The 19,139-nt window shown below is 56.1% G+C and carries 18 protein-coding genes and 1 pseudogene; 17 read left to right on the top strand and 2 right to left on the bottom strand.

What is annotated here, in order from left to right; translation table 11 throughout:
- Positions 1-39 precede the first annotated feature (39 nt).
- From arsN2 to BLU24_RS03895, 4 genes are all read left to right on the top strand, one after another.
- Positions 40-492: an arsenic resistance N-acetyltransferase ArsN2 gene (arsN2, locus tag BLU24_RS03910; protein WP_231990189.1), complete on the top strand. Its 453-nt coding sequence runs from the start codon at positions 40-42 to the stop codon at positions 490-492.
- Between the two features lie 72 nt (positions 493-564).
- Positions 565-933: a hypothetical protein gene (locus tag BLU24_RS03905; protein ID WP_003395050.1), complete on the top strand. Its 369-nt coding sequence runs from the start codon at positions 565-567 to the stop codon at positions 931-933.
- Positions 934-994: 61 nt separating this feature from the next.
- The gene (locus BLU24_RS03900; RefSeq protein ID WP_093097699.1) at positions 995-2,167 is read left to right on the top strand and encodes a DUF3800 domain-containing protein; all 1,173 of its coding nucleotides are present in this window, start codon (positions 995-997) and stop codon (positions 2,165-2,167) included.
- Positions 2,160-2,696, top strand: coding sequence for a hypothetical protein (locus BLU24_RS03895; protein ID WP_093097697.1), 537 nt, complete (start codon positions 2,160-2,162; stop codon positions 2,694-2,696). Before BLU24_RS03900 ends, BLU24_RS03895 begins: the two co-directional genes overlap by 8 nt.
- Before the next feature lie 265 nt (positions 2,697-2,961).
- Here the strand turns inward: BLU24_RS03895 and BLU24_RS03890 are convergent, their stop codons facing one another.
- Together BLU24_RS03890 and BLU24_RS03885 are read right to left on the bottom strand one after the other, a co-directional pair.
- A complete protein-coding gene (locus tag BLU24_RS03890; protein WP_093097695.1) occupies positions 2,962-4,404 on the bottom strand; it encodes a hypothetical protein in 1,443 nt (480 codons plus the stop codon).
- Positions 4,401-5,387 (bottom strand): nucleoid-associated protein, encoded by a 987-nt coding sequence (locus BLU24_RS03885; protein WP_038443875.1) that lies wholly within the window; start codon positions 5,385-5,387, stop codon positions 4,401-4,403. The genes BLU24_RS03890 and BLU24_RS03885 overlap by 4 nt, the downstream gene beginning before the upstream one ends.
- 330 nt (positions 5,388-5,717) lie before the next feature.
- Here BLU24_RS03885 and BLU24_RS03880 point away from each other — a divergent pair, with 330 nt between their 5' ends.
- From BLU24_RS03880 to BLU24_RS03825, 13 genes and pseudogenes are all read left to right on the top strand, one after another.
- Positions 5,718-6,347: a hypothetical protein gene (locus BLU24_RS03880; protein WP_086793521.1), complete on the top strand. Its 630-nt coding sequence runs from the start codon at positions 5,718-5,720 to the stop codon at positions 6,345-6,347.
- Positions 6,348-7,075: 728 nt separating this feature from the next.
- Positions 7,076-7,729 (top strand): annotated as a pseudogene (locus BLU24_RS28125) (Abi family protein).
- 29 nt (positions 7,730-7,758) lie between these two features.
- Complete coding sequence (locus BLU24_RS27915) at positions 7,759-8,070, top strand: hypothetical protein (RefSeq protein ID WP_442965761.1); 312 nt, start codon at positions 7,759-7,761, stop codon at positions 8,068-8,070.
- Positions 8,071-8,224: 154 nt separating this feature from the next.
- Positions 8,225-8,683, top strand: coding sequence for an Lrp/AsnC family transcriptional regulator (locus tag BLU24_RS03870; RefSeq protein WP_090286874.1), 459 nt, complete (start codon positions 8,225-8,227; stop codon positions 8,681-8,683).
- Positions 8,684-8,886: 203 nt separating this feature from the next.
- Positions 8,887-10,569: a flavin monoamine oxidase family protein gene (locus BLU24_RS03865; protein WP_090286876.1), complete on the top strand. Its 1,683-nt coding sequence runs from the start codon at positions 8,887-8,889 to the stop codon at positions 10,567-10,569.
- 12 nt (positions 10,570-10,581) lie between these two features.
- Positions 10,582-11,376 carry a carbon-nitrogen hydrolase family protein gene (locus tag BLU24_RS03860; protein WP_093097693.1) on the top strand — a complete coding sequence of 265 codons (795 nt, stop codon included), beginning with the start codon at positions 10,582-10,584 and terminating at the stop codon, positions 11,374-11,376.
- 38 nt (positions 11,377-11,414) lie between these two features.
- The gene (gene pqqF, locus BLU24_RS03855; protein WP_093097690.1) at positions 11,415-13,829 is read left to right on the top strand and encodes a pyrroloquinoline quinone biosynthesis protein PqqF; all 2,415 of its coding nucleotides are present in this window, start codon (positions 11,415-11,417) and stop codon (positions 13,827-13,829) included.
- A gap of 156 nt (positions 13,830-13,985) precedes the next feature.
- Positions 13,986-14,060 carry a pyrroloquinoline quinone precursor peptide PqqA gene (pqqA, locus tag BLU24_RS03850; protein WP_003444522.1) on the top strand — a complete coding sequence of 25 codons (75 nt, stop codon included), beginning with the start codon at positions 13,986-13,988 and terminating at the stop codon, positions 14,058-14,060.
- An 82-nt stretch (positions 14,061-14,142) separates the two neighbouring features.
- Positions 14,143-15,054 carry a pyrroloquinoline quinone biosynthesis protein PqqB gene (gene pqqB, locus BLU24_RS03845; RefSeq protein ID WP_073476540.1) on the top strand — a complete coding sequence of 304 codons (912 nt, stop codon included), beginning with the start codon at positions 14,143-14,145 and terminating at the stop codon, positions 15,052-15,054.
- Between the two features lie 148 nt (positions 15,055-15,202).
- Positions 15,203-15,955 carry a pyrroloquinoline-quinone synthase PqqC gene (gene pqqC / locus BLU24_RS03840; protein ID WP_090286883.1) on the top strand — a complete coding sequence of 251 codons (753 nt, stop codon included), beginning with the start codon at positions 15,203-15,205 and terminating at the stop codon, positions 15,953-15,955.
- Positions 15,952-16,227, top strand: coding sequence for a pyrroloquinoline quinone biosynthesis peptide chaperone PqqD (gene pqqD / locus BLU24_RS03835; protein ID WP_093097688.1), 276 nt, complete (start codon positions 15,952-15,954; stop codon positions 16,225-16,227). The genes pqqC and pqqD overlap by 4 nt, the downstream gene beginning before the upstream one ends.
- Positions 16,220-17,359, top strand: a complete 1,140-nt coding sequence (gene pqqE / locus BLU24_RS03830) for a pyrroloquinoline quinone biosynthesis protein PqqE (protein ID WP_172833312.1) — start codon at positions 16,220-16,222, stop codon at positions 17,357-17,359. The genes pqqD and pqqE overlap by 8 nt, the downstream gene beginning before the upstream one ends.
- Complete coding sequence (locus BLU24_RS03825; protein ID WP_093097684.1) at positions 17,325-19,136, top strand: alpha/beta hydrolase family protein; 1,812 nt, start codon at positions 17,325-17,327, stop codon at positions 19,134-19,136. The genes pqqE and BLU24_RS03825 overlap by 35 nt, the downstream gene beginning before the upstream one ends.
- Positions 19,137-19,139: the final 3 nt, after the last annotated feature.

Raw genomic sequence — 19,139 nt, 5'->3', positions numbered from 1 at the left:
GCGTGTCGGCATAACGGAGATGAGAGGATGGAGGGGGATATGATGATCCAGGCAACGGAAATAGCCGGAGGGCAGTCCCAGCGCTTTCGTGATGCGCTGAAATTGGCTGACCTTCCAGCAGACGATATTGATCTTCCAGGCCGAACCTTTTTTGAGTTCACACTGGACAGTGAGACGGTCGCATGGGGAGGATTCGAAACGCATGGTACGGACGGGTTGTTGCGTTCTCTGGTCGTAGTGTCGACATTCAGATCGAAGGGGGTCGGTGTCGCGGTGCTTCGGGTCATTGAAGCGAAAGCCGCCGAGCAGGGAATCGCTCGATTTCATTTGCTGACAACAACTGCTTCAGGCTTTTTTAAGCAGCAGGGCTATGCAGTAAATCAACGAGGCTCTGCGCCACCTCTTATTTCTCAGACGGAGCAGTTCAGGGGGCTTTGCCCTGGCTCGGCTTGCTACATGTGCAAGGCATTATCTGCGAATGCACGAAAGTAGCTGATCACCTTGGTGATGGCTTTTAGCCTCGATGCCAGCTAGATTTGGAGCTTTCTACGATCAAGGATGGATATGAAAAAGCTCATCGCAGTAATAGGGATCTGTGTCGCACTTGGCGGTTGTGCTACGTCCCACTACACCGCAGGGCGAGACTTTCCGTCGGCCAGTGTAGCGAGCATCACCAAAGGTAAAACGACGACTACTGAGTTGAAGTCGCTGTTTGGTGAGCCCTACGCTAAGAGCGCAGTCAGCGAGACTGACGAGAAGTGGATCTACACCTACACCAATGGCTCAGCGCATGCCCAAAGCTACGTGGTCACCATGAAGGTGACGACTACGGGCACTCAGAAGACCCTCGACGTCTTGATCCGAAATGACGTGGTCATCAACTACACGTTCAGCGAAGGCCCCGCTCCAGGCACTACCACTGCGACGAACTAAGTTCGCCACCTTGTCATTGGGCGACCCGCCGCGCTCAGTACGTTGTTGATGGAGCAAGCTCATGGACAGAACATATGCCTTCGTGGATGAGTCCGGGAATTCCGACCTAGATACGTCAAAGGGTGGAAGCTCGAGCTTCTTCATCGTCTGCTCCATTCTAGTGGCAGAGAAAGACCTGGAGGCTGCTTATGCCCAAGCTGAAGCACTCCGCGAGCGGCATTTTCAAACGGGCGAGATCAAATCCAGCAATCTTAAGCCCAAGGATTCAGATCGCCGTGCCCGGATCCTAAACGAGCTAGCCGATCTGCCATTCAGGCTCTATTTCACCGTCGTTGATAAGTCCCAAATTCGCAAAGACGGTGGCCTTCGTTTCAAGACCTCATTCATAAAATATGTGAATGGGTTGCTCTATGAACGTTTGTTCCGCGCATACCCAAACCTCCAGATGATCGTAGACGAGCATGGTGGCCAGGAATTTCAGGAGAGCCTCAAAAGCTACGTTTCAGAACGGTTCGTCGATGACCTATTTGGCGATAAAGATGCCTTCCAGACGATGGCCAGTAAGGACAACGTCTTGGTTCAGGTTGCAGATTTTTTTGCTGGCTCAGTCGCTCAGATCTACGAAGAGAAAGCATCGGAAGAAGCAGTTCTTGCCTACAAAAAGATTCTACGAAGCCTGACCCTTGGAATGCTTGAGTGGCCATCCAAGTACCAGTCTCTTCTGCCGCCGCCGGCGGATGAATCTGGGTATGCAGACTACCAGGTACACCAAGAAGCTCTCCGCCAGGCTGACCTTTTTAGCGAAAGGGCTGGTGAGCACCCTAATGAGGATGAGCGCCTGCAGCTGAGCATCTTGCGGTTCCTGAGATTCCAAAGCGAATTCGTCACCAAAGACTACGTGCCAACCGCAGAAATAGTCGGCCACCTAAAAGATAGCGGCTTCGGAGATATCAACGACCAGAGGATCCGCTCCAGCGACATCGCCAAGCTTCGCGATTCGGACGTGATTATCACAAGCGCGGCCAAAGGCTACAAAATTCCTCAGACACGGGCTGACATCAACGAGTTTCTGGAAAGGGCGTCAGGCATAGTCGTCCCTCTGCTGGAACGTGTCAAAAAGGCTCGAGAGGTGTATCGGCTGAGTAGTCGAGGAGAATATGACATCGTGACTGCAGCCAACCTGACTGAGCTTGCCAAGCTGCTCACTGCGCTCGAGGCGTTTGCAGATGACTGAACTCAGTCATGGCAACGAACCTCAGCAGGCTGCATTGATCCAGGATGAAATCCTAGAGATCTTGAAAGAGGCCAAGGTGCTCGCGCGTAGATTCTATCGCCTGACCGGCAAGCCGCTGGGCGTGACAGGCGAGATCGCAGAGTACGAAGCTGCCACTAGACTCGGCCTGTTACTACATCCTGCAAGGCAGGCAGGTTACGACGCTACAGAGACGCTGGAAGTTGGCGTCGCGAGAATCCAGATCAAGGGGCGCTGTATCCTGAACCCGCAAAAGATTACGGGCCGTATGGGTGCAATTGATCTACGACAACCCTTTGATACTGTGCTCTTGGTACTGCTTGATTTTGAGTTCAACGCATTTGCAATGTACGAAGCAAGTCGTGCCAAGGTAGAGGCAGCGCTGACCGTGCCTGGGTCGAAAGCCAGAAATGAACGTGGTGCGTTGGCTATTAGGCAATTCATGTCGATAGCTACCTTGCGCTGGGCTCGCCATGAGGCCCGCGAATCAGAGAATCAATTGCCGTCCTAGGGCGGTGCGATGGTGTACGTGGCTATGACTCGCAACGTTAATGTTCCCAATACGGGACATTAACCATCGTTTTTGGGCTTAATGGCCCTATTTGGGTACATTACGCTGAGCAACGGAATGCGACCAATAATGACTATAGCCCCCAACTTCAGCCAGGCTATCTTCTGATGTTGAGGCAACCCCTTGATGGTTCCTGGAATAGTTTCTAAATATCTGTGTAGTAACACTGCACCATAAAGATTCAGCCGCAGTTTTATTTATATTTTCATAAAGGAAAGACTGTGATGTAACTCCACGCGCAGAAAAAATAATAATCGACGTGGTTCGCCACGAAGCTAGGTGCCGCAAGCGATAGGAAGTAGTGGACAATGGCTGCGTATAGACAGAAGCACACAGTCCAAGCAAGCCAGTAAACGGTGCGTCCGGACGATATAGGTTTTTCAACCAAGCGCTTCCAGTCGTCGGCAGACATAAAGTTGTAGATCTTCTTCCGCCACCCTTCTCTACTGCTGTCAGCTAGACTGTTAAAACGCAAGGTTGATAGAGTGTTGATAACTATGCTCAATATGAGAAGTGCAGAGACACCGAGATACAGAATCGTGGTAGCTGTATCGGCCACGCCTGCAGTCGCTATCGGAGCCTTGAGAGCTAAAACAACACCCGCCACCGCGAAATCACGCCAGAGAGCTGATATTAAATCCCTTGTCGCAGTTTGTGTCTTATTAACCTCGTCCTGCAAACCCTTGCGCAGATCCCCTAAGCTTTTGACAGCCTCCTTGCTTTGATCCTGGAGATGAAAGGCGAACGCTTCCTTGGCCCCCGAGAGGCTATTTTTTAAGAGTGGCGTTGAGCCAGAGGGCCACGTCGTCCCACTGTTCCAGTTGATAGCAATGTGGTTGTTGAAAAGTTGGAATTTCGTTTCACACTCCCTAGGGGTGGAGTAGATCCACTGGCAGGTGTCGTGAAGCGTCTCAAAATTGATATCAGCCCAGTTAATAGGCTGGTCTATAGCTATGGGGAGTGAGCGCCCGCCTCGAAATATTACATGAGTCTCATCATCTTCCTTGCGAATCTCGGCTGGCAAGCAAAAGGAAAGCTTTTCCACCGCCACGCGTTTCCAGGCTGTAAAAGGTTCGCTTTCAGCAATTGGCTCAGCAGTCAGCAGCCATGGCTCAAGCGACGGAGGGGTAAGGGAGTGGGTAAGATCCCGTACCATTTTCCAAGGTTTTTCAGGATATTGGGTGGCGGTCGGTAAATTTTTATCTCCACCCATTTTTTTCACTAGGAACTGATGAGTGGAAAATTCAAAGGTTTCACCTGCAACCCACACGCACATTTTTTTCTGTGAGTTCTGTGCTGAAAATTGGTTTGTCCTCAACCAGTTTTCGAAACCTTTTAAAGTTAGGAAATAACACCAGCCATCATCCGTTGGCTTCTCCAAGATGACTGTCAGTCTGTCATTTTCCACATCCTCCAAATCGAAATCTTTGATCTCGATGCTGTCGGAAACTTCTCCAAAAAGCTCCATCTTTCCGATGCCCACAGAACAAACACGCTGGGCAAGATCTTTCAATTCTCGAACAAACCCTGAAGATGTAACGCTTACTTCATCAATTCGAAAAATATGAGTAGTTTCAACCTGCGCAGAACCACCTGACGCCGTAAGTCGCTCAAAGAAGCTGCGAAGTTCCAGCGCTAGCTGTTTCATGATTCACGCAAGCGACTTGTACGAATAGTAATAACAGTTTCATCCTTTCCATTTTCAATAGTTAAGCTTCCCTTTGCCCGCGCAGGCATATTGATGGTTATGCCTTCACTTGTTACGTATTTCTTTGCCTCATTGGTAGGTAGCTCTTCCTCATCATAGGAGAACACCTCACCAGTCAAATTTAGGCTTTCCAATTCTTTGTCAAAGGTCGCCCTGATTTCATCTTGGCCATTGATGCCAAAAAAATCTGTGAAGAATTCGTCGACTTCAAAGTCTTTACGCTTTTTCGCAATCTCAACGACTTTCTCAGCGACCTTCGATGTGATAGCAGGCGGCAGATCACCCAGGTGTGTCCTTACAGTTTTTTTGATTGCCTTAACCAAATCTACCGTCATTTCCTTTGAGTTCCGGAGGCGCTCTACTCCCAGGAATTCTTTGAAGAAATCACTGATTCCTGAGCGGCTCATTTTATCAATGATCACTACTTCTGAGTCTTTGGAATCCAAATCAATAAGAGCTGATTTCTGCAACGCTTTTGGTGATTCAGTAAAGTTGTTAGTAACTGCCTGAAGTATTGCCTGGGCGCCCTTAGTTTCAAATGTCACGACTTTTTCAGAGTCGTACTTGATTAAGGAATAAAACTTTTTAGCCCCTGTAATTAAACCAATTACAATCAACACGCCTGACTTCATCCGCTTATCACCAAGGCGATGAAATTGCCGCGCCAAGCTCTTGGAGATATCGACAAAATTCGACTCGCCCTTTTCCCAACTATTCAATTTGGCCTTTACTTGAGATATTTCAGCGAAAGAGAATTTATTGCCCTTGAGGGTTTCTTTGATGCGGTCAATGAAGAACGGCTCGAAGGTGCTTAAGGGGGTGTCGTCAAAAAGGATCGGATCATCGGCTCGATGATGCACCACGTGAAAAATGAAATTCTCGATTTTCAGGGCTTCGATTTCTTTATCCGTAAGAGTGGCCAAGTTAAATCCTCATCCTTGCTGGTGGCGACATGACATTAAGCATTGATGTAAGCACCTTTTCAGCGTTATGCCTAGCGTCCCCCGCAGGGCATAGCATACGAATTACTGTATGAATGTACACCTATAGAAAGCGGTTGGCTGCCGTTTGGCCCCCCCCAGGATCACTTGTCCGATGGAAGGCTCACTGGTAAGCGTGTTTAAGCGTGCATGAACGCTGAGCACTGGGTTACATTTTTTGAGATTCTTTTTGGTGCTTTTACAAAAAAGCAATATTTGCTTTTATTTTATTGCCGTGGGATGCTTCTTAGCATCTGACAGGAGATCCATCCCATGAACGACATTATTTCGCTCATCGAAAACGCCGCAAAGACGAAGAGTGACCTGGCGTCCGCATCTATCCGCATGCCCAAGGAGCTCTACTCATTTATCGAAGGTCTGGCTGATCAGCTCGATCTGAGTCGCCAGGAGACAATGCTGAAACTGCTAGAGAAGGGGGTTGAAGCTGCCAAGGCTGCTCTGAAGCTTGATGACAAAGAGCAGGCGGCAGTAGACATCGAGTTACTCGAACCGTCGAGCTTCCACCTTCTGAATACGAACAAGCGTCACTCATTGGAAGACCATGACCGTATGCTGAGCGAGGGTAGCGCAGCAGCTTTTTATGCCCCTTGGAAGTACAACATTGACCGTATAAAGAAAGGTGACGTGGTCTTCTTGTACGAAAATGGCAAGGGGATCGTCGCCTTCGGCCAAGGTACTGGCGAAACTGAAAAACGTGAGCATCACGGCTATCTCGAAGAGTGCCATTTTCAGCGACTGATGGATTTCACCATCTTGGATAAGCCGATTTCGGCTGCGGAGATCAAGAAAGCGGTACAGAAAAATGTCGTCTTCTTGCGCACGATGTCTCCCATGCCCGATGGCCAATTGCTGCTGAATCTGATCCAAAAGCGCTCCGCATGAAGCCTGGTGGGCGTAGTCAAAACAACCATCCCAATAGGGGCTAGGATCGGCTCAGTACGCTGCAGGGGTAGCCAACCGCACAGGCTCAATCTCTCCCTAAGTGCGCTCAGCCCATCTCTAAAGGATGGAATGATAGGGAGTCGTATAAATACAACACTCGGGTTGTATTTATAGAAATATGACACGGCAATCAATGAACGCCTGCTTCCCCCAGTGTCTACTGACGATTGACACGATCAAGACCGGACGGACAGTATCCGGACGAACAATTCACGCACCACATAATGGTTCAAGTCCGTGTGGGCCCACCAAATTGAAAGCCGCGCTATATGCGCGGCTTTTTTGTGGGCGGGTGATCAGGCTGCTACCTCGCAAACGCATGCTCAGAAGACTTCCCCAAGACTGTAGGCAAGTTCCGAAGCTGCGATTTTGAGCTCTTTGAAACCTGTTCGGGTTTCCTTGGCTGGAATATTCTGGACAGGTCGCTGCCAGGCAGCGGTCGGGCTTGGAAGCCCGTTGAAAATCTGCACAGTCTGAGAGCTCAGGCAATCAGGTAGCGAGATCACGCATGGATGCCCTACCGTCTCCACCGACTGCCGGAGCAGCAAAAAACTTGCAAAGCAAAGCGCGTGTACCTAGTCTTGCTCGCAACACACCCGCCATGCCTATGACTGCAATAGCAGCCAAGCACAAATTGAGCGGGTTTTTTTTGCCCGGAGGTTTCGGGCATGAGATTTTTTGACAAACCGGTCATTGATGTTCCCGCTCAAATCGCACTGCTCAAGCAGCGCGGACTGCGAATTCAGAACGAGGCCAGGGCTCATCGCTTTCTGGAGGCCGTAAGCTACTTTCGCCTGACTCCCTATATGCGCACTTTCCAGCAAAAGGAGGATCACGATCATCCGTTTCGCAACGGCGTCGGCTTCAAGGATTTAACCAGACTTTATGAGTTCGACCGCCGGTTGCGCTTGCTTGTCATAGATGCAATCGAGCGAGTGGAAGTCGCCGTCCGGTCGCGGATCAGCGATCACATGGGACCTTTGCACGGTGGGCATTGGTATTTAAATGCTTGACTCTTCCAGCACTCCTACGATCACAAACGCCTGCTCGAGACAATTGGCGTCAAACAGGATAAGGCGAAACGCGATTATGAAAGGGAATGTGAGCGGATCGACCGTTTACAAACCAGTGATCCACGTAAGCATCAACTGAAGCGCCAACGCGCCAGAGAAAGCTACGCACGTCATTATCCAGTCAACTACGACAGCCCGTCCCTCATGCCGGGATGGGCGATGCTTGAAGAGCTGACCTTGGGCGACTTATCCCATCTCTTCAAAGGGCTGGCTAAAGATGCAGACAAAAAGCTATCGCCAGGCATTTAGGACTACCTGCGCCGTTGCTACTGTCCTGGATGCATACGCTGACGACCATCCGGAATCTGTGCGCCCATCATGCACGGCTGTGGAATCGGGAACTCGGTATACGTCCTGAATTGCCCAAAAGGCCCTCGTTTCCCTGGCCTCTCGCATTGGTTCAGGAAAGTCATCATCCAAGGATCTACCCGGTGCTTTGCATTCTCAGCCATCTCACGCGCAGGGTAAGTCCGCACTCTCGGTGGGACAGCCGATTACACGAGCTAATGCGCGAATTCCCAGAGGTGGATCAGCGAGCGATGGGATTTCCGGCGCATTGGCATCAAGATGATTTTTGGGGTTTCGATTAGTCCCAACCAAACAAAACAAAAAGCCCCAATGCTTCCACATCGGGGCTTTCTGTAGATCAGCACTGCTGATTTTGCCCTTCTCAGAATGCGTTCAAGAGGTCTCACCTCTTGTAACATGCGCAACCCACCCATCCGCCGCGCTGGAGCTTCCCCCTTGCCCGCCCCCCGCCCCACCCTCGACGAAATCGACCGCCAGCTGATCGCGGCTCTGCAAATCAACGCCCGCGAAAGCGTGGCCATGCTCGCTCGGCAGCTAGGCATCGCGCGTACCACGGTGACTTCACGATTGGCACGTCTGGAAAAAGCCAAAGTCATCACCGGTTATGGCGTGCGCCTTGGTCAGCGTGTGGTTGATGGCGGGTTGCAGGCGTATGTCGGGATCAAGGTGCAGCCGCGGTCCGGCAAGGAGGTGTTGCGTCGCTTGAGTGCGATGGCGCAGGTGCAGCAGTTGTGTGCGGTGAGTGGGGAGTTTGATTATGTGGCGTGGTTGCGGACCGATTCGCCGGAGCAGCTGGATCAGTTGCTGGACCAGATCGGCAGTGTCGACGGGGTTGAGAAGACTACGACTTCGATCATTTTGAGCAGCAAGATTGATCGGGGGCAGCCGGTTTGATTTCGGTGCCTGCCGGCCTCATCGCCATCAGGCTGGCTCCCACATTCATCTATATGTAGCTGATCATCGTCATTTTGATCAGTTTGTTAGCAAAACGACGACACATTGCGTCTTATTAACGTGTTCCATGCTCCCTAGAATGGCTGGCATCTTTTCCTATACTCAGACGCGCATTCCGCGTCGGGTCGCCAGCAAGGTCAGCCATGAACAAGAACAATCGCCATCCTGCAGACGGTAAGAAGCCAGTCACCATTTTCGGTCCGGACTTTCCGTTCGCCTTTGACGACTGGATCGAACATCCCGCCGGGTTGGGCACCATTCCTGAACACCATCACGGCGCAGAAGTGGCGATTGTCGGCGCAGGCATTGCCGGTCTGGTGGCTGCGTACGAGTTGATGAAACTCGGCCTTAAACCGGTGGTTTATGAAGCGTCTAAACTGGGCGGCCGTCTGCGTTCGCAAGCCTTCAACGGTACCGACGCCATTGTTGCTGAACTCGGCGGCATGCGCTTTCCAGTCTCTTCCACGGCGTTCTATCACTACGTCGACAAGCTCGGTCTCGAAACCAAGCCGTTCCCCAACCCGTTGACCGGCGCCTCCGGCAGCACCGTGATCGACCTTGAAGGCGAAACCTATTACGCAGAAAGCCTGAAGGATCTTCCTCCATTGTTTCAGGAAGTGGCCGACGCCTGGGCGGATGCGCTGGAGGCCGGTTCGCAGTTCTCCGATATCCAGCAAGCCATCCGTGACCGCGATGTGCCGCGCCTCAAAGAGCTGTGGAACAAGCTCGTGCCGCTGTGGGACGACCGGACCTTCTACGACTTTGTCGCGACCTCGAAAGCCTTCGCCAAATTGTCGTTCCAGCACCGCGAGGTCTTCGGTCAGGTCGGTTTCGGTACCGGTGGCTGGGACTCGGATTTCCCCAACTCGATGCTGGAAATCTTCCGCGTAGTGATGACCAATTGTGACGATCACCAGCACCTGGTGGTTGGCGGTGTCGAACAAGTGCCGCAAGGCATCTGGCGGCATGTGCCGGAGCGCTGCGCTCACTGGCCCGCAGGCACAAGCCTGAAGTCCTTGCACCGTGGCGCGCCGCGTTCCGGTGTGAAGAAAATTGCCCATGCACCGGAAGGCCGTTTCGCGGTCACCGACAACAACGGCGACACCCGCGAATACGCCGCCGTGCTGACCACTTGCCAGAGCTGGCTGCTGACCACCCAGATTGAGTGCGACGAAACCCTGTTTTCGCAGAAGATGTGGATGGCGCTGGACCGCACGCGCTATATGCAGTCGTCGAAAACCTTCGTGATGGTCGACCGGCCGTTCTGGAAGGACAAGGACCCGGAAACCGGTCGCGACCTGATGAGCATGACCCTCACCGATCGCCTGACCCGTGGCACCTACCTGTTCGATAACGGCGACGACAAGCCTGGGGTGATCTGCCTGTCGTATTCGTGGATGAGCGACGCATTGAAAATGCTCCCGCACCCGGTGGAAAAACGTGTTGAGCTGGCGTTGAACGCGTTGAAGAAGATCTACCCGAAAGTCGACATCGCCGCACGTATCATCGGCGACCCGATCACCGTGTCGTGGGAAGCCGATCCGTATTTTCTTGGTGCCTTCAAAGGCGCCCTGCCCGGCCACTATCGCTACAACCAGCGCATGTACGCGCACTTCATGCAGGACGACATGCCGGCCGAACAGCGCGGGATCTTCATTGCCGGTGACGACGTGTCGTGGACGCCGGCCTGGGTCGAAGGCGCGGTGCAGACTTCGCTCAACGCGGTGTGGGGGATCATGAAGCATTTCGGCGGTTCGACACATAAAGCGAACCCGGGCCCGGGTGATGTGTTCAAAGACATCGGCCCTATCGCCCTGCCCGAGTAAGAGGATTCTTCGATGCGTGTAGCCCTTTACCAATGCCCACCGCTACCACTGGAGCCCGCCGCCAACCTGCACCGCTTGCACCGGGTGGCGATGGAAGCCAACGGTTCGGACCTGCTGGTGCTGCCGGAAATGTTCATGACCGGCTACAACATTGGTGCCGAAGCGGTCAGCACCCTGGCTGAGGTCTACAACGGAGAATGGGCGCAACAGATCGGTCGGATTGCCAAGGCTGCGGGACTGGCGATCGTTTACGGTTATCCCGAGCGTACGGCGGACGGGCAGATCTACAACGCCGTGCAGTTGATCGACTCGACAGGCGAGCGCCTGGCCAATTACCGCAAGTCGCATCTGTTTGGCGACCTCGACCGGTCGATGTTCAGTCCGGGCGAGGCGGATTTGCCGGTGGTCGAGCTGAACGGCTGGAAGCTCGGCTTTCTCATCTGTTACGACCTCGAGTTTCCGGAAAACGCCCGCCGTCTGGCGCTGGCTGGCGCCGAGTTGATCGTGGCGCCGACAGCCAACATGATTCCGTTCGATTTCGTTGCCGATGTCACCGTGCGGTCACGCGCCTTCGAAAACCAATGCTATGTGGCTTACGCCAATTACTGCGGTCACGAGGGCGACATTCAGTATTGCGGACAAAGCAGCATTGCCGCACCGGACGGCAGCCGCATTGCCTTGGCCGGTCTCGACGAAGCGCTGATCGTCGGCGAGCTGGATCGTCAGTTGATGAACGACTCGAGGGCCGCCAATCGTTACCTCAGCGATCGCCGCCCCGAACTTTACGCCGCGCTGAACCAGCGCTAATCCGCTAGCATTGGCACTTCACTGTTCTGGAAGTGCCCATGCCCGCGCCGATTCCCCCCCGCCCCCACACTGAAACCCTGGCCAACGGCTTGCGCGTAACCCTGCGTCATGTGCCCGGCCTCAAGCGCAGCGCTGCCGCATTGCGCGTGGCGGCCGGTAGCCACGACGTGCCGTCGGCGTGGCCGGGGCTGGCGCATTTTCTCGAACACCTGCTGTTTCTCGGGACCGAGCGGTTTCCGGCAACCGAAGGGCTGATGGCCTACGTGCAGGGCCACGGCGGCCAAGTGAACGCCAGCACCCGCGAACGCACCACCGACTTTTTCTTCGAGCTGCCTGTGCGCGCCTTCAGCGGTGGGTTGGAGCGTCTGTCAGACATGCTCGCGCACCCGCGTCTGAATCTGGACGATCAATTGCGCGAACGTGAGGTGCTACAGGCGGAATATGTCGCCTGGTCGCAAGATCCGGCAGCGCAAAAGCAGTTTGCCCTGTACGAAGGTTTACCGGCAGAGCACCCGCTGCGGGGTTTTCATGCGGGCAATCGCGACAGCCTGAAAGTCGAACTGCCGGTCTTTCAACAAGCGTTGAAAGGTTTCCATCAGCGTTTTTATCGCACCGGGCAGATGACATTGAGCCTGACCGGGCCGCAAAGCCTGGAACAGTTGCGTGTGCTGGCCGAACAGTTCGCTGCTGCGCTACCGGCTGGGGATAAAGTTGCCCAGTCAGCGCCTGTGCCGTTGGCGGTGAAAAGTTATCAACAGGTCGACGGGCTGCACCTCAATTTGCTGTTTGCCTTCGACGCATTGCCGCAATCCTCTGCTGAAGCGCTGGCGTTTCTCTGCCATTGGCTCAATAGCGCCAAGCCCGGTGGGTTGCTGGCGCATTTGCAGCAGCACAATCTCGCTGAGGGATTGAAGGCGTCACCGCTTTATCACTTCGACGGGCAGGCGCTGCTGCATCTGCACTTCAACGCAGGCGCCGAATCGCTGAAGGTGATTCACCAGCAGGTGCTGGACTGGTTGAGCTACTTCGCGCTACAGGACTGGGCGGCGTTACGGGAGGAATATGCAGCCGTGCAGCAACGGCAGCAGCAAATCAGCGGTGCGTTGCAATTGGCGCGGCTGGACAGTGAACAGTTGCAAAACGGCCTGCCTGATTGTGCCGCTGAAGCACTGAAAAGCATTCTGCGCGAACTTGGCGCTGTGGATAACTTCGCCGCGCACTGGCACTTGCCAGCCGCCAACCCTTTCCTGCGCGCCAATGAGCCGCTGACCAACGCCGGACTGATTCGCGGCCAGACCAGCGCGCACCGCGGCCTGCGCACGTTCGCTCAGGACCGCTCGCGCGGCCGCCGCGAACGCTCGCCGATGCAATTCAGCCAGACAGTGCCGGGTAACGGTGATGAAGGCGCGATCTATCTGCGTTGGCAGCTCGACGCCGCCGCCAGCGTTGACCTGCAAGCGCGGCTGCAGCGCAGCTTTCAGCTGATCCGGCAAGATGCCAGCGAGGCCGGGGTCGAGGTGTCGTTCAGCGCAACAGGCAACCAATGGCTGCTGAAACTGACCGGCCTGCAAGAGCCCATGCCCAGCGTGCTGGAGCATGCGCTGAAATGTCTGACATCAGTCTCAGCCGATTCCCCGCGTGGCGAGCCGGAAACGCCGTTAATGCCGATCCGCCAATTGCTCAAGGCCTTGCCAGAAAGTTGCCTGGAGCCTGTCGGCGCATCGGATGACGCTGCGCATCTGTGGACAACGGCACGCTGGGACGGCCTCGCGCTGGGGTTCAACCAGCAAAGTCAATCTGCCATGGGCCTGGCCCTGAGCCGCATCCCCGGCCAACCGGATCATCAGCTGTCTGCGCCTTGCGCCATAAACGGTCGGCACCTCTGGCAACACATCGACACGGCATCCAGCGAACACGCGGTGCTGCTTTATTGCCCTAGCGCCAGCCAGGACGTGGCCAATGAAGCCGCCTGGCGCTTGCTCGCACAATTGCTGCAGACGCCGTTCTATCAGCGCCTGCGCGTCGAGCTTCAACTGGGCTACGCGGTGTTCAGCGCATTGCGTCAAATCCATGGCCGCGTCGCGCTGGTGTTTGGCGTGCAGTCGCCCAACGTGCAGCCTGACGAACTGCTCGAACACATCCAGCAGTTCCTCAATAGCCTCCCAGCGCTGATTGAGCAGATGAATGAAGCCAGCCTCAGCCAGCAACGGCAGAGCCTTGCCGATCAATTCGATGCGGCTGAGCTCGGCTTCAAAGAAGCGGCCGAGCTGCTTTGGCAGGCCCGGCTCGCCGGCCATTCGTCGGATTACCTTGAGCGGTTAGTCGCCACCATTGCCGCACTTGACCGTTCGAAACTCCTCAGCGCCGCGCGGCGTCTGCTCGACGCCGAAGGCGGCTGGCTCTGCCTCGCCAGCGCTCCGGCTCCCGCCGCCCCTTGGCAAGCGGTGAAATGATCATTACCGAGGCTGCAAGGAGCTTTCTCAAAGATTCACGGGTCATCGCGTTGAAATTTTGAGTAACATAGCCGCCTAACTAATTGGAACATCACTGCGCTGCCGTGGACTATACCTATGGATAGCGCTATCCCAACCCACAGAAGGAGACATCTCATGGCCTGGACCAAACCTGCTTACACCGACCTGCGTATCGGCTTCGAAGTCACCATGTACTTCGCCAGCCGCTGAGTCCTGCATACGCAGAATCGCAGTGCAACGCCTCGGTTCGCCGGGGCGTTTTTATTTTCCGCATTGAAATGATGGAGCGTTCATGTTCGTCCAGATTCTGGGTTCGGCCGCCGGTGGCGGTTTTCCGCAGTGGAACTGCAACTGCGTCAATTGCGCAGGCTTTCGCGACGGCAGCCTGAACGCCAAGGCCCGCACCCAATCGTCCATCGCGATTTCCGATGATGGCGTGAACTGGGTGTTGTGCAACGCCTCGCCGGACATCCGCGCGCAGTTGCAAAGCTTTGCCCCGATGCAACCGGGTCGAGCCCTGCGTGACACCGGCATCAGCGCGATCATTCTGATGGACAGCCAGATCGACCACACCACCGGCCTGCTCAGCCTGCGCGAAGGCTGCCCGCATCAGGTCTGGTGCACGGACATGGTTCACGAAGACCTGAGCACCGGTTTCCCGCTGTTCAAGATGCTCACTCACTGGAATGGCGGGCTGGACTGGAACCGCATCGAACTCGATCAGAGCTTTACCGTCGCCGCGTGCCCGAACCTGCGTTTCACCCCGCTGCCGCTGCGCAGCGCAGCGCCACCGTATTCGCCGCACCGCTTCGATCCGCATCCGGGCGACAACATCGGTTTGATCGTTGAAGATTTGAACACTGGCGGCAAGCTGTTCTACGCGCCGGGCCTGGGCAAAGTGGACGCGCCATTGCTGGAGATCATGGCCGGCAGCGACTGCCTGCTGGTCGACGGTACGCTGTGGGACGACGATGAAATGCAGCGTCGTGGCGTCGGCACCCGTACCGGTCGCGAGATGGGCCATCTGGCACAGAACGGCCCCGGCGGCATGCTCGAAGTGCTGGAACAGCTTCCCGAGCAACGCAAGGTGCTTATTCACATCAACAACACCAACCCGATTCTCGACGAGGATTCGCCCGAGCGCGCAGAGCTGGTGCGGCGCAATGTTGAAGTGGCGTTTGATGGCATGAGCATTGTGCTGTGAGCCGTTGAGACCGCTGCGCGGTCTATCGCCAGCAGGCTGGCTCCCACATCGGATTTGTGGCGCATGCAAATCTCTGTGGGAGCCAGCAGGCTGGCGATGAGGCCCGAACAGTCACCTAAATTCCAACGGTTGTTTCCGGAGAACCGCAATGACCGACACCCCGCTGTCCCCCGCCGAATTCGAAGCGGCCCTGCGCGCCAAAGGCGCCTATTACCACATCTACCACCCCTACCATGTGGCGATGTACGAAGGCCGCGCCACCCGTGAACAGATTCAGGGCTGGGTCGCCAACCGCTTCTACTATCAGGTGAACATCCCCCTGAAGGATGCGGCGATCCTCGCCAATTGCCCGGATCGGGAAATCCGCCGCGAGTGGATTCAGCGCCTGCTCGACCACGACGGCGCTCCCGGTGAAGACGGCGGCATCGAAGCCTGGCTGCGTCTCGGCCAGGCGGTCGGCCTCGACCCGGATCAACTGCGCTCGCAGGAGCTGGTATTGCCCGGCGTGCGTTTCGCCGTCGACGCATACGTCAACTTCGCCCGCCGCGCCAGTTGGCAGGAGGCCGCCAGCAGTTCGCTGACCGAACTGTTCGCGCCGCAGATCCACCAGTCGCGTCTCGACAGCTGGCCGCAGCATTACCCGTGGATCGACCCGGCCGGTTACGAATACTTCCGCACCCGCCTCGGTCAGGCGCGGCGGGATGTTGAACATGGTCTGGCGATCACGCTCGAACACTACAAGACCCGCGAAGGTCAAGAGCGCATGCTGGAAATTCTCCAGTTCAAACTGGACATTCTTTGGAGCATGCTCGATGCCATGAGCATGGCCTACGAACTGAACCGTCCGCCGTATCACAGCGTCACTGATCAACGGGTCTGGCACAAAGGAATCAGCTTATGAGTTTCGACCGCAGCAAAGTCCCGAGCTGGCGTCCCGGCTACCGTTTCCAGTACGAGCCGGCACAAAAAGGCCACGTGCTGCTGTACCCGGAAGGCATGATCAAGCTCAACGAAACCGCAGCACTGATTGGCGGTTTGATTGATGGCCAACGCGATGTAGCGGCAATCATCGCCGAACTCGACAAGCAGTTCCCCGGCGTGCCCGAACTCGGCGACGACATCGAGCAATTCATGGAGGTTGCCCGTGAGCAACACTGGCTCACCCTTGGCTGATCTGCCGGTCAAACCTGAAGTCGGCCTGCCGCTGTGGCTGCTCGCCGAGCTGACCTACCGCTGCCCGCTGCAATGCCCGTATTGCTCCAATCCGCTGGATTTCGCCGAGCAGGGCAAAGAGCTGACGACCGAACAGTGGATCAAGGTCTTTCGCGAAGCGCGGGAGATGGGTGCGGCGCAACTGGGCTTTTCCGGTGGTGAACCGCTGGTGCGTCAGGATCTCGCCGAGCTGATTCACGAAGCACGGCAATTGGGTTTCTATACCAACCTGATCACCTCCGGCATCGGCCTGACCGAGCAGAAAATCAGCGACTTCAAGAAGGCCGGGCTCGATCACATCCAGATCAGTTTCCAGGCCAGCGACGAGCAAGTGAACAACCTGCTCGCCGGCTCGAAAAAAGCCTTCGCGCAGAAGCTGGAAATGGCCCGCGCGGTGAAGGCCCATGGTTACCCGATGGTACTGAACTTCGTCACCCATCGGCACAACATCGACAAGATCGACCGCATCATTGAGCTGTGCATTGCGCTGGAAGCCGACTTCGTCGAGCTCGCCACTTGCCAGTTCTACGGCTGGGCGCAGCTCAATCGTGTCGGCCTGCTGCCAACCCAAGAGCAACTGGTGCGCGCCGAACGCATCACCAACGAATACCGGGCGAACCTGGAAGCCGAAGGGCATCCGTGCAAGCTGATTTTCGTCACCCCGGATTACTACGAAGAGCGCCCGAAAGCCTGCATGAACGGCTGGGGCAGTATCTTTTTGACAGTGACACCTGACGGCACCGCGCTGCCCTGCCACGGCGCGCGTCAGTTGCCGGTACAGTTCCCCAATGTGCGCAATCACAGCATGCAGCACATCTGGTACGACTCGTTCGGCTTCAACCGTTTTCGCGGTTACGACTGGATGCCCGAGCCGTGCCGCTCGTGCGACGAGAAGGAAAAGGACTTCGGCGGCTGCCGCTGCCAGGCGTTCATGCTCACCGGCGATGCGAGCAACGCCGACCCGGTGTGCAGCAAGTCCGACCATCACGGCGTGATCCTCAAGGCCCGCGAAGAAGCCGAGAGCGCCACGCAGACCATCGAACAACTGGCCTTTCGCAATGAACGAAACTCACGCCTCATCGCCAAGGGCTGAGCCCTTCAGCGCCGCGCAAGCCGTCGCCGCCGGCGTCGATTTCGCCGAGTTGCAGCTCGGCGCCAACGGTCTGTTCTGGAATGAATATCGCCCGCAGGATGCGGCGTGCCGAATCTGGCACTGGCGCGATGGCGAGGCGCAATGTCTGACGCCGGATGGCTTCAGCGTGCGCAGCCGCGTGTACGAATATGGCGGTGGTGCGTTTTGTCTGACGCCTGACGGGGCAGTTTTCGTCAACGAGGCGGATCAGCAGCTGTATCGGCAAAACCTCAATGGTGCGCCTGAACCACTGACCTCCGGCGATTGCCGCTTTGGTGATTTGCAGTATGCGGGCGGGCAGATTCTGGCGGTTGAGGAACAGCACGATCAACATCGTTTGGTGGCGGTTGATCTGGCTGACGGTGTTCGGCACATATTGGCTGAAGGCGCAGATTTTTACGCATCGCCTCTCTTGAGCCCGGACGGCCAACGCCTCGCATGGATCGAGTGGAGCCGGCCGCATCAGCCTTGGACGTCGACTCGGTTGATGACCGCCCAGCGCTTGCCCGACGGCAGATTCGCTTCGCCGCGCTGCGTGGCTGGCGATGACATTGAGGAGTCGATTCAACAACCGCGCTTCGATGCCGAAGGTCGCCTGTATTGCCTGACTGATCGCGGAGGCGTCTGGCAACCGTGGGTGGAAACTGTCGGCGGTTTGGAACCATTGCCGGCTGCACTGGCCGATCATGCTCCGGCGCCGTGGCAACTGGGCGGCTGTACTTGGTTACCGTTAGGCGATTCGTTTATCGCCAGTTGGAGCGAAGGTGGTTTCGGTCGCCTGACACTTGGTGATGAAGATTTCACTGGTGACTACAGCCGCTTCCGTCATCTGGCTGCGGATCAGCAAAACATCTACTGCATTGCTGCCTCGCCGATCAGCCCCTCGGCGATCATTGCCATCGATCGAAAGACGCACGAAGTTACCGTGTTGGCCGGCGGCATAGCGCCGTTGCCCGCCGAACACATCAGCCGTCCGCAAACCCTGCGTTATCCAAGCGGTTCGGATGAGGCGCACGGTTTCTTTTACCCGGCCGTGGCCGCCGAGAAGACTCCGCCACTGGTGGTGTTCACCCACGGCGGCCCGACATCGGCCTGCTATCCGATGCTCGACCCGCGCATCCAGTACTGGACGCAGCGCGGTTTTGCCGTCGCCGATCTCAACTATCGCGGCAGCAGCGGTTATGGCCGGCAATATCGCCAGGCTTTGCATTGGCGATGGGGTGAAGTGGATGTCGAGGATGCGTGCAACGTCGTCGCGTATCTCGCCGACCAAGGCTTGATCGACGGGCAGCGCGCATTCATCCGGGGCGGCAGCGCGGGTGGCTACACCACGTTGTGCGCGCTGGCATTCAAACAAGTTTTCCGCGCTGGCGCGAGTTTGTACGGCGTCAGTGACCCGGTTGCATTGGGCCGGGCAACGCACAAGTTTGAAGGCGACTATCTCGACTGGCTGATCGGCGATCCCGAGCGGGACGCCGAACGCTATGCCGCCCGCACGCCATTGCTTCACGCAGACAATATCAGCGTGCCGGTGATTTTCTTTCAGGGTGAACTGGATGCGGTGGTCGTGCCGCAGCAGACCCGCGACATGGTCGCCGCACTTGAACGCAACGGCATTCCGGTCGAAGCCCACTACTATGCCGATGAACGCCACGGTTTCCGTCGTGCCGTTAATCAGGCACATGCGCTGGAGCAGGAGTGGCAGTTTTATCGGCGGGTGATGGGTTTATCTGACTGAAAT

Origin of the sequence: Pseudomonas sp. Z003-0.4C(8344-21) (assembly GCF_900104975.1) — a bacterium.
GTDB lineage: Bacteria > Pseudomonadota > Gammaproteobacteria > Pseudomonadales > Pseudomonadaceae > Aquipseudomonas > Aquipseudomonas granadensis.
This window is presented reverse-complemented; position numbering and strand designations above follow the sequence as displayed.